Origin of the sequence: Clostridium sp., from assembly GCF_030532265.1 — a bacterium.
GTDB lineage: Bacteria > Bacillota > Clostridia > Clostridiales > Clostridiaceae > Clostridium.
In genome coordinates this window covers 20,655-32,471 of the sequence record NZ_JAUNLM010000024.1, presented here as the reverse complement: position 1 = coordinate 32,471, position 11,817 = coordinate 20,655, and the positions used below count along the sequence as shown (strand labels likewise).

Genomic DNA, 11,817 nt, shown 5'->3' with positions numbered 1-11,817 from the left:
AAATATTATTTATTTTTAATACACTTTTATATTATCCATAAATTTCACAATTTTCAATATAAGAGACTAACTTTCTTTTTTTGTATATTAACCTTTAATAAATTAAATCCTCATCAAAAAAAGGCTTATAAACATCACGAAGCTTTTTCACTTCACTTTTTTGCTTATTTATAGGCTTTTCGTTTAAATACTCTTCAAACCTACTTTCCCTAAAAAGAGTTGAAGGTCTTAAATAAATTTCATACTCTGTCCCCTTCCACCTATTCTTCTTATTCAATATAACTTTCTTAAAATCTGAAACAGTATATCCATTTTCAACAAGTTTTTTTATAAGCTTTAAAATTTGTTTACTATTTGCTTTATAACTTGTATCAAGTTCACTATTTAGAAATTCAATAACCTCTTCACAAATCTTTTTTATATATATTTTTTTATTATCTTTTTCTTTGTTTATATTAGACTGTTTATTATTTGTTCCGTCTTTTGAGATGCCATTAACCGTTCCAAAATCAATATCCCCATCAGTATTTAAGTATGTTGTTTTTGGGTAAAATTTTTTATTCTTCTTTCCAAATATATAATTATTACTAGAATCTTTTTCATAACAGTTATCAATACTTTCTACATTAGCTTCAAAATTGTCTTCTAAAGATCTGTTTTCTATTCTTTCATCTTCTATAATTTTTTCTTCTAATACTTCTTTAGTTTCTTTTTCCTTTTCAATATTATTTAATATTTCCTCTTCTCTTTTTTCTTCTGATTTTTTTGATTTTGATATTATATCTACTATTTTTTTAAGTTCCTTATTTTCTTTTTCTCTTTTTGTATCCTTCTTTTCATGAACAAATAATAACTTATAGTTTTCTCCAAATCTATAAAATGTAAATAAACCTTTATCTTTAACTAATCTATAATCTAATATTTTAAGTTCAGTTAATCTTTTAAGTCTTCTTCTTAATACATCTGGACTTTTTATTTCAAGAAGAGGAATTTCACTAAGTAAAAATGATGATTTAATCCAATAAAATCTTTCTCCATCAATTTCTTTGCTATAAATATATCCTAATTTTATAAAATCATGAATTTGTCTTAAGATTTGTAAATCCTTAAGATCTAATCCAAAGTCTATTGCAGCCTGTTGTGAATATCCACAAATTATTTTTTTCATATATAAACCCCACCTTTAAAAAATTTATTCTACTTAATAAATATGCACTTACTTAAAAAAACAAAAAAGTAGATAATTAAATTACCTACTTTTTTAATACTTTATTTAACCTTTTCAAATACTTCAGTATTTTCATTCCATTTATAAGTCATATTTGCTGAATTATCTAAATTATAAATATATAAATTTTGTATATCTGCACTACTCTTTATTCTAAATTCATTCATTAAAGCAACAAAACGTTTAGCCTCTCTATAATATTCCTTAGAACCTCCTAAGTCTTTAAAACATATTTTAACAGATATGCCCTTATTACCTTTTTCATCTAAGTATGGTTGATAATTATAATCCATATTTAAATTAAGAGCTAAAAGATTATCAAGATTTTGATCCTTTTGAAAATTTCTTCTTCCCTGATTATCCTTCTCTAAAAAATGTTGTTTCTTAAAAGCTTCATTTAACTTTTGCTCATTATTATGTTCTTTTTCATTTTGATTATTATTAACTTTATTAGAGTTTTCTTTTTCATCTTTATTGTTAGTTTTATCTGCATTATTAGATTTATTAGAAGTGTCTTTATTTTTATTTTCCTCTTCAATTTCTTTTCTAACTTCTTCTTTGATTTCTTCTTTTAATTTATCTAAATTTACTTCTTCTTTGTTTTCTGTTACTTCACTTTTAGTTTGTTCAGAATTATTATCTGTTTTATTACATGATATAATTGTAAAAGGAATTAAAATAATTAACATTGTTATAAATATTTTTTTCAAATTAAACATCCCTTCTTATATATTTTATATAAATTATACCAATTTCCCTAATTATTTAGAACAAAAACACAATCTTTTTAATCCCATAATATATGCTATACCAGATATTGATGTACCATAAAAATAAATAGGCTTATTAACATTTAAAATATTAGTTATAGTACCATTACAGCTAGTACTTCCTGTAGCTAATAAAACATCAGCCCAATTTACAACATCATCAAAGTCATAAATTCCATGCTCTACAACAACATTACACTTCTTTTCACCTATATTTTTATCATTTAAATCAAGGACCCTAACATTAAATTCTTTACTTAATGCATTTAATATTCCTGGTTGAAGACCAATAAGTGCAATATTTTTACCCTTATAACTTTTTTTCATTTCATTAAAAATCTTTTTTGCACATTCCTTTGGTTCATCATCTTTACAATGAATAGTTCCATTAATAAGATTTAAACTCCTAAGCACTGCATTTAATGTAGCAATAAATACTGGTAAGTTATCCTCTAAAGATAAATCCAAATCCAAAATATCTTTAAGAGTTCCCTTAAAATCCTTTGGATTATCAGTATATGCTTGTCCTATAAATCCTTTATAATTAGAATTTAACAAAACTTCTTTTCCTTTAAGTATTGGATAATCATCTCTATCTGGATTACCTATAGCTTCCTTTGGAGTAAGCTTTTTTGTTAAAATAACTTCTTCATTTATATCCAAATTATTCTCTTTTATTATATTAATAAATTTTTCTTTTATTTCATCATAAAACTTCATATTATCACCTTACTTTAAGAGATTTTCATAAAATCCTTCTTCATATTTTTCTTTAAAACTTTCTATACTCATAATATGCTTTAACTCTCCATTTTTCATAATTCCTATATTATCAGCTAAAACCAAAGCTTCATTAATATCATGAGTAACATGAATAATTGTTGTTTTAAAAGATTTTTTTATCTCCTTTATTTCTTCTATTAAAATATCTTTAGTAACTTTATCTAAAGCACTTAACGGTTCATCTAAAAGTAAAATATCCGGTTCCATTATTAAAGCTCTAGCTAAAGCTACCCTTTGACTTTCTCCACCACTTAAATTTTTAGGATATCTTTTCTTTAAGTGTTCTATTTTAAATATCTTTAAATACTCATTTACCTTTTCTTTTATTAATTTATTTTTATATCTATTTACTCTTAGTCCGAATGCTATGTTATCTTCTACACTCAAAAATGGAAAAAGTTCATGTTTTTGATATACAAATCCAATTTTTCTTTTTTCTATATCTATATTTGAAATAACCTTTCCTTTATAAATAATTTCACCTGAAAAATTTTCATATAAACCTGCTAAAGTTTCTAAAAAAACTGTTTTTCCATTTCCACTTTGACCTAATATAACAAAGTATTCTCCTTCATTTATATTTAAATTTATATTTTTTAAGGAAAACTTATTTAATTTTAAATTTATGTTTTTAATCTCTAGCATTACTTTTCCCCTCTAAAATTTCAAAAGGTAGTATAGTTAAAATTGATACTATTATAAGTATTGTTGCAACACCAATTGCTATATCCATATCTCCTGTTGCAACATTTAAATATATAGATGTTGGAAGAAGTTCTGTTTTCATTCTTGTAGTTCCAACTAAAAGCATTACAGCTCCAAATTCACCAATAGCTCTTGAAAATGTTATCATAAGAGTTGAAAGTATATCCCTTTTTATTGAAGGTAATATTATCTTATAAAAACACTTAACCTTTGTACATCCAAGTGTTCTTGCAACAAATTCTAATTTAAAATCTAAACCTTCTATTGCAGTCTTTAGCATTTTTATAGAAAAAGATATATTAACAAAAACTTGAGCAAGTATTATACCTCTAACAGTAAAAACAAAGTCTAAACCAATACTTTCTAAAAACCTTCCTATAAAAGAATTACCACAAACTAAAAGCAATGCAATTCCAAGTATTAAATGTGGAAGAGACATAGGAATATATAAAACTGTACATAAAAATTTTTTGAATTTAAATTCTAATCTAGAAAGAGTATAAGCTACTGGAAGTGAAACAACCATACATATTAATGTTGATATTATTGATGTTTGAAAACTAAGCTTAAATGCAAATCTTATTTCTTCTGATAAAATACATTCCTTTATAGTATAAGCTCCCCTTATTATCAAAAATAATATAGGGGTTAATGTAAAGATTAGGGTTAAAACTAATAAAGTTATTAACCCTAATTTAAATATCTTATTTATCATTTTATTTTACTGGTTTAAATCCGTATTTTTCAAATACACTTTTACCTTGATCTGAAGAAACATAATTTACAAATTCAGTAGCTAAATTCTTTTCTTTAGATGCTTCAACTACACCTATAGGTAATATTTGATCAACATTTTGATCTTTTGGTATTTCCACAATAGAAACTTTATCATTATTATATACACTATCTCTTGTTGCTATTGCAGCATCTGCCTTACCATCAACAATTTGTGTTACAATTTCATTTACAGTTGCAACTTTAGCTACAACATTTTTATTTATTCCTTGTAATTTATTTTTTTCTATAATCTTTTGAGTTGTTTGTCCAATTGCATTAGATTTTTCATCCCCTAATATAACCTTTACACCAGGCTTTTCAAGATCCTTTAATGTTTTTATATGTTTAGGATTTCCTTTTTTAGTTACAATAACTGGTGTATGATAAGCAACTTTTTTACTATCTCCAACAAGACCTTTCTTTTTAGCTGCATCATAAGCTTTTTGAGATCCTACAATAAATACATCACCTTTTCCTGATGTTTCTAATTGACTAAGTAATTGCATTGAACCTGCAAATATGTACTCTACTTTTACTCCTTTTTCTTTTTCGAAATCCTTTGCAATTTGTCCCATAGGCTTTTTAAGTCCTGCTCCACTATAAACTAATAGTGTCTTTTCGCTTTTTGTATTTGTTTGCTTACTATCAGTTGATGCATCTTGTTTATTTGAGCATCCTACAATACCAAAAGCAACTAAACAAATAGCTATCATTACTGATAACATCTTTTTGATTTTCATAAAACTTCTCCCCCTAGAAATATTTGTTTTTACTATTAAATTATACCATTAATATTGTTTCAATTTTTTTAATAAAAATAAAACTTTATATAAATATAATGTAAAATGATTACATATTTAATAATTCATTAATAAGTTTTCCATTTAATAAATTATAATAAATTAAACCTCATTAAAGTATTTTATATTATTAAATTAAAATTCTTTTAAAATTATTTAGTATTAAAGATTATTTAAAAGTATTTTTATATCTATATTTAAATACTTATTAAAAATAAACTTAAACCTTACAATTTACTGAAATTTGAAATTATATTAAATTTAACTATTCATTTTCAAAGTGATATAATTTAATTATTCTTTGGTCCTTTGGTCAAGAGGTTAAGACGCCACCCTCTCACGGTGGAATCAGGGGTTCAATTCCCCTAAGGACTACCATTAAATTCAAAAAAGTGCTATATACAAAATGTATATAGCACTTTTTTTATTAATCATTCCAATCTGACTTTCCACGTTTTAAAAACTTTCCATCTCCCATATTTCCAATAAACTTATTATCTTTAACTATTATCTTTCCTCTTGATATTGTATATATAGGATATCCTTTAACTTTTATTCCTTCATATGCTGAATAATCTACATTTGAATGAAGATTTTTACTACTTAATATAACTTCTTTATCTGGATCAATTATTACTAAATCTCCATCTGATCCAACTTCAATTGTTCCTTTTTTAGGATAAAGTCCAAATATTTTTGCAGGTTTTGTTGAACAAACATCAACAAATTTATTTATACTTATTCTCTTTTTCATAACGCCTTCTGAGAATATTAAAGGTATTCTTTCTTCAACACCTGGTGCTCCATTTGGACACTTTGTAAAATCATCTTTACCCATTTGCTTGTCTTTATTAAATGCAAAAGGACAATGATCAGTTGCTATTGTTTGAATATATCCATCTTTAATACCCTTCCATAAAGCATTATTATCTTCTTTTTTTCTAAGTGGAGGGCTCATTATATATTTTAATCCTTCATTATTTGGCAAATCATAAAGACTGTCATCTAATACTAAATACTGAGGGCATGTCTCAGCATAAACCTTTTGACCTCTTTCTCTTGCAAGTTTTATATAACTAAGTCCTAATTCTGATGATAAATGAACTACATAAAGTGGCCCTTCTCCTGCAATTTCTGCAATGTTTATCATTCTATTAACAGCTTCTCCTTCACATTCAGATGGTCTGCTTAATGGATGATACTTAGGAGTTTTTAATCCTTCTTCTACAAATTTTTCTCTTAAATATTTTATACTTCCATGATTTTCACAATGAACTGTCATCATTCCATTTAATTCTTTTAATCTTTTAAGAACCTTTAATGCTCCTTCATCATCAATCATATAATCATAAGTTAAATAAATTTTAAAACTTGAAATTCCTTCATCCTTAACTATACTTTCCATTTCTTCTAATATATTTTCATCTATACTTTGAATTACCCCATGAAAACTGTAGTCGATTACAGCTTTTCCATCAGCATATCCATGATAAACATCAACTTGATGTTTTAAATTACATCCCTTTGGTCCAAATCCCATGTGGTCTACTATAGTAGTTGTCCCACCACAAGCTGCTGCAACAGTTCCTGTATAAAAATCATCATTTGAAACTGCAATACCAACATCTAAATTAAAATGTGTATGAACATCTACACCACCTGGAATTACATATTTACCATTTGCATCTATAATTTCATCTGCATTTTTATTGAGATTTAATCCAATTTCTTTTATGATTCCATTCTCAATATATATATCTCCCTTATATAAATCACTAGCTGTTGCTATAGTCCCATTTTTAACTAGCAAACTCATATTAAACACCTCTCTCAATTTTTAATACTTATCTTAAGTACAAGAATATAAATTAACATTGAAATAATTAATCCTAATACATAAAAATTATCATAAAAAATCTTTAATATAATAAATTCATATTAAATCAATTTTTCAATTAAATATATTATATCTTGCAATTCTAAATACCCTAATTATAATAATACAAGCCTTATTGTTAATTGTATAGACTTAACAAATTAAATTAAAATTTCATTAACAGTTATCCCTTTAAGTAATTATTATAAAATATTAATTTAATACTTTATATAATACTTACTTAATAGTTCCTCTTTCTATTAAATATGCTTCTAATTCAACTGTTTTATTTAAAACTTCTTCTTTATTTATAAGTTTAAATAAAAGCTTTATAGACTCTTCTCCCATTTCCCATATAGGTTGTGCAACTGTTGTAAGTTCAGGTTCTATAAATGATGATATATTTATATTATCAAAACCTAATATACTTATATCCTCAGGAATTTTATATCCATTTCTAAGTAAATATTTCATTCCTCCAATTGCCATAACATCACTACTATAAAATATAGCATCTATGTTTTTTTCTTTACTCATTAATTTTTCTGTTGCAGAAAAACCACCTTCCATAGAATATTCTTCATGTATTATAAGTTCTTTATTTAATATATTAAGTTCTTCCATTTTTTCATTAAAACCTATAAGTCTCTCTTTTGATGTTTCAAGATTACTATTTCCAATTATAAATGCTATATTTCTTTTATTATTTTTATAAAGAAAATGAACACCAAGTTTTATACCTTCTTTATTATTACAAAATACTCCATTTACATTTTCATAATTCTTTATTAATCTATCTACTAATACAAAAGGAATCCCATTTGCTTCAAGCTTTTTAAGTCCATCAATTTTTTCTGAAACAGGAGCTATTATTATTCCATCTATTGATTTACTCATTAAAAGATTTATGTATTTTTCTTCTTTTTCTTTGCTATTAAAAGTATTACAAAGAACCATACTATACCCACTCTTTTCAGCAATATTTTCTATTGCCTTTGCAATTTCGCTAAAAAAAGGATTTTGTATATCAGGTACTATAACTCCTATACTATAAGATTTATTAGTAGTTAAACTTTTTGCCAAAAAATTTGGAACATAATTAAGTTCTTTTGCTTTATTTAATATTTTTTCTCTTGTTTCTTTAGATATATTTCCATCTTTATTATTAAGCACCATAGATACTGTTGTTTTTGAAACTTCAACTGCTTTTGCTATGTCTGCTAAAGTTGTCTTCCTCATTTTCCACCTCGTAATATGCATATATATTAAAATTATACCATAAAAAGTTATTTTAATTATAAATAAAAAGCACCGCCTTAAAATCTATTTATTATTTATAAGGCTTGGTGCTTAAAATCTTTCTTATATTTTAACTAATTTTTATCTTTAATGTATGAATTTAATATCATATTAAAAATAAATATTTAATTTTTAAAAAACTAATTTTTATTTTCATTTGTGTAAATTTTAAGATCAGCTGCTATATTTTTATCAACTTTTTCTCCATTGTATATTTTTGCTGCAAGTTCAACACCAAGTGCTCCGATTTCATCTGGTTGTTGAGCTATAGTTGCATCCATTGTTCCAGCTTCTATTGCATTTTTTGCATCATCGTTTCCATCAAATCCAATTACAATAGTGTTAAGTCCAGCTGCTTGTATTGCCTTTGAAGCACCAAGTGCCATTTCATCATTATGTGCAAATACTACTTGAATATCAGAATTTCTTTGTATAATATTTTCCATTACTTGAAGTCCTTTTTGTCTATCAAAATCAGCTGCTTGTATTGATATAAAATTAGCTTTCTTATCTTTATCTAATACATTATGGAATCCTTTTCCTCTATCTCTTGTAGCTGAAGCTCCTGGAATACCTTGAAGTTCAACTATATTTATTTTGTCTTTATCTTTAAACTTATCAAGAACATATTTTCCAGCCATTTCTCCACCAACTACGTTATCTGATGCAATATGACTTGTAACAACTCCACCATTTGCTTGTCTATCTAATGTTATTACAGGAACATTAGCTTTATTTGCAACTTCAACTGTTTTAATTACTGCATCACTATCTGTTGGGTTAATTAAAAGAGCAACTACACCAAGTTGTATTAAATCCTCTACATTTGATCTTTCTTTTGCAGGATCATTTGTTGAATCAAGAACAATAAGATCAAACCCTAATTTTTTAGCTTCTTTTTCAGCACCCTCTTTCATAGAAATAAAAAATGGGTTATTAAGTGTTGATATTACCATTCCTATTTTTTTCTCATTATTCTTTCTCATACAGCCTGTTAAGGAGCCTACAAAGAAAATACTAATTAGCATAAATGCGATTAATCTTTTTTTTCTTTTCATTATATTACCCTCCTTAAATTATTTTTTTCTGCTTTTTTTATCTAATAATACTGCTATTAATATAACTAATCCTTTTACAATTGATTGATAAAATGGTGATACATTCATTAAGTTTAATCCATTATTTAATACTCCAATTATTAATGCACCAATTATTGTTCCTGAAATTTTACCTTCTCCACCTGCAAGTGAAGTTCCTCCAATAACAACTGCTGCGATTGCATCAAGTTCAAATCCTGTTCCTGCATTTGGTGAAGCAGATCCTATTCTACTTGTAATAATTACACCAGCTATTGCTGAAACAAATCCTGAAACAACATAAGTCATCATCTTAATTCTATCAGTATTTATTCCTGAAAGTTTTGCTGACTCTTCATTTCCACCTAAAGCGTAAAGATATCTACCAAATTTAGTTTGTGATAATATAAATATTGCTATAATTGCTATAATAATTGTAATAATAACTGGTACTGGTATAAAACCAAGTTTTGCATTACCTATTTTTGCAAAACTTTCTGATAATTTTGATATTGGTGTTCCATCTGTATATACTAATGTAACCCCTCTAAATATTGTCATAGTTGCAAGTGTTGCTATAAATGCTTGTAATTTTCCTTTTGCTATTAAAATACCGTTTATAAATCCAATAATAATACCGCATACTGCTGCACCTAAAATTGCTAAAGTAATACTTCCAGTTGATTTTACTATTGATGCTGAAAGAGCTCCACTAATTGCAAGTGTTGAACCAACTGATAAATCTATTCCTCCTGTTAATATAACAAAAGTCATACCAACAGCTATAATTGCATTAACTGAAACTTGTGTAAAAACGTTTGTTATATTTGCTATACTTAAAAACTTTGGTGTTACACATGATATAATTACACATAATAATACTAATCCTATTAAAGATTTATATTTATCTAAGTATACTTTGTAGTTTTCTTTCATTTTAAAAACTCCTCTCAAAATAAAAATTTATATTTCCTTTTATACTTTTATTTTTACTTTATCCCAACGGCTAATTTCATTATTTTTTCTTGTGTTGCTTCTTCTCTACTTACTTCTCCTGTTATTTTTCCTTCACTCATAACAAGAATTCTATCACTTATACCAAGTACTTCTGGCATATCAGAAGAAATCATTATAATAGCTTTTCCACTTTCTTTAAGCTCATTTAATAATTCATAAATTTCTTTCTTAGCTCCAACATCTATTCCTCTTGTTGGTTCATCAATAATTAAAACTTCTGGTTTTGTTAAAAGCCATTTAGCTAAAATAACTTTTTGCTGATTACCACCACTTAAATTTTTAATAAGTTGTTCTGGATTTGGTGTTTTTATTCTAATTTTCTTTATATAATCGATTACATCAGATGCCTCTTTTTTCTTATCTAATACAAATAATTTATTTTCATAACTGTCAAGATTTGATATAGTCATATTATCTGAAACAGATAGTCCAAGGACACACCCTTCTTTCTTTCTATCTTCTGAAAGATAACATATACCATTTTTTATAGCTTCTGTTATACTATTTCCATGAAGTTCTTGTCCATTTATTTTTACTGTTCCATTTGTCTTTTTATATGCACCAAATATTGTTTTTGCAAGTTCTGTTCTTCCTGAACCCATAAGTCCTGCAATTCCAAGTATTTCTCCTTCTCTAACTTCAAAGCTTGCATTTTCTACTCCAGCATTTGAGCTTAAATTTTTAACATCTAATATAACATTTCCTTTTTTAACTTCTCTATATGGAAACTGATCTTCAATTTTTCTTCCAACCATCATTGTTATAAGGTCATCATTATCTATATCTTTAATTAATGCATTTCCTGCATATTTACCGTCTCTTAAAACTTCAACTCTATCGCATATTGCAAATATTTCTTCCATTCTGTGTGATATGTAAATTATAGCAAGACCCTTGCTTTTTAAATTTTCTATTACTTTAAAAAGATTTTTTGTTTCAACTTCAGTAAGTGCTGTTGTTGGTTCATCCATTATTATTATTGCTGCATTTTTTGTTAATGCTTTTGCTATTTCAACCATTTGTTTTTCACCAACATTTAAATTGCCAGCAAGCTCATTTGGATCAACTGTACATCCAATTTGCTCTAAAAACATTTTACTTCTTTCAACCATAAGTTTTTTATTTATTTTTCCAAAATTATTTGTTTTTTCATTACCTAAAAATATATTTTCAGCAACTGTTAAGTTATTTATTATACTAAGTTCTTGGTGAATTATTGTAACTCCAAGTTCCTCTGCTGATTTTATACCTTGAATATTAGCTTCTTCACCTTGAAGATATATTTTACCTTCATCCTTTGTATAAACTCCACTTAATATTTTCATAAGAGTTGATTTTCCTGCTCCATTTTCACCCATTAAAGCAGTAACCTCACCTCCATAAGCAGTAATATTTACATTGTCTAGTGCTTTAACACCAGGGAATGACTTACTCACTCCCTCCATTTTAAGCATTGGTTTTTTTGCATTCATTCTAAACGCCTCCT

The 11,817-nt window shown here is 26.1% G+C and carries 11 protein-coding genes and 1 tRNA gene; 1 reads left to right on the top strand and 11 read right to left on the bottom strand.

Annotated elements, in window-relative coordinates:
• Positions 1–94: 94 nt before the first annotated feature.
• From Q4E08_RS06935 to modA, 6 genes are all read right to left on the bottom strand, one after another.
• Positions 95–1,168: a conserved phage C-terminal domain-containing protein gene (locus Q4E08_RS06935; RefSeq protein WP_303129581.1), complete on the bottom strand. Its 1,074-nt coding sequence runs from the start codon at positions 1,166–1,168 to the stop codon at positions 95–97.
• A 101-nt stretch (positions 1,169–1,269) separates the two neighbouring features.
• Positions 1,270–1,917: a hypothetical protein gene (locus tag Q4E08_RS06930; protein WP_303129580.1), complete on the bottom strand. Its 648-nt coding sequence runs from the start codon at positions 1,915–1,917 to the stop codon at positions 1,270–1,272.
• Positions 1,918–1,989: 72 nt separating this feature from the next.
• On the bottom strand, positions 1,990–2,718 hold the full coding sequence (locus Q4E08_RS06925; protein WP_303129579.1) for a DUF364 domain-containing protein: 729 nt from the start codon (positions 2,716–2,718) through the stop codon (positions 1,990–1,992).
• Between the two features lie 9 nt (positions 2,719–2,727).
• The gene (locus Q4E08_RS06920) at positions 2,728–3,426 is read right to left on the bottom strand and encodes an ABC transporter ATP-binding protein (RefSeq protein WP_303129578.1); all 699 of its coding nucleotides are present in this window, start codon (positions 3,424–3,426) and stop codon (positions 2,728–2,730) included.
• On the bottom strand, positions 3,413–4,120 hold the full coding sequence (locus tag Q4E08_RS06915; RefSeq protein WP_303129577.1) for an ABC transporter permease: 708 nt from the start codon (positions 4,118–4,120) through the stop codon (positions 3,413–3,415). Before Q4E08_RS06915 ends, Q4E08_RS06920 begins: the two co-directional genes overlap by 14 nt.
• A gap of 82 nt (positions 4,121–4,202) precedes the next feature.
• Entirely contained in the window at positions 4,203–5,003 is an 801-nt protein-coding gene (gene modA, locus Q4E08_RS06910; RefSeq protein ID WP_303129576.1) for a molybdate ABC transporter substrate-binding protein, read from the bottom strand.
• 363 nt (positions 5,004–5,366) lie between these two features.
• Between modA and Q4E08_RS06905 the strand changes: the two genes are divergently transcribed.
• Positions 5,367–5,441, top strand: a tRNA-Glu gene (locus Q4E08_RS06905).
• 49 nt (positions 5,442–5,490) lie between these two features.
• On the opposite strand, the gene hydA is transcribed toward Q4E08_RS06905, so the two are convergent.
• The 5 genes from hydA to Q4E08_RS06880 all read right to left on the bottom strand — a co-directional run bounded on the left by hydA (position 5,491) and on the right by Q4E08_RS06880 (position 11,803).
• Positions 5,491–6,879 carry a dihydropyrimidinase gene (gene hydA / locus Q4E08_RS06900; RefSeq protein WP_303129575.1) on the bottom strand — a complete coding sequence of 463 codons (1,389 nt, stop codon included), beginning with the start codon at positions 6,877–6,879 and terminating at the stop codon, positions 5,491–5,493.
• A 297-nt stretch (positions 6,880–7,176) separates the two neighbouring features.
• Entirely contained in the window at positions 7,177–8,178 is a 1,002-nt protein-coding gene (locus Q4E08_RS06895; RefSeq protein WP_303129574.1) for a LacI family DNA-binding transcriptional regulator, read from the bottom strand.
• A 200-nt stretch (positions 8,179–8,378) separates the two neighbouring features.
• Positions 8,379–9,296, bottom strand: coding sequence for a ribose ABC transporter substrate-binding protein RbsB (gene rbsB, locus Q4E08_RS06890; RefSeq protein ID WP_303129573.1), 918 nt, complete (start codon positions 9,294–9,296; stop codon positions 8,379–8,381).
• Between the two features lie 18 nt (positions 9,297–9,314).
• Positions 9,315–10,250 carry a ribose ABC transporter permease gene (locus Q4E08_RS06885; protein ID WP_303129572.1) on the bottom strand — a complete coding sequence of 312 codons (936 nt, stop codon included), beginning with the start codon at positions 10,248–10,250 and terminating at the stop codon, positions 9,315–9,317.
• Between the two features lie 53 nt (positions 10,251–10,303).
• Positions 10,304–11,803 carry a sugar ABC transporter ATP-binding protein gene (locus Q4E08_RS06880; protein WP_303129571.1) on the bottom strand — a complete coding sequence of 500 codons (1,500 nt, stop codon included), beginning with the start codon at positions 11,801–11,803 and terminating at the stop codon, positions 10,304–10,306.
• Between the last annotated feature and the right edge of the window lie 14 nt (positions 11,804–11,817).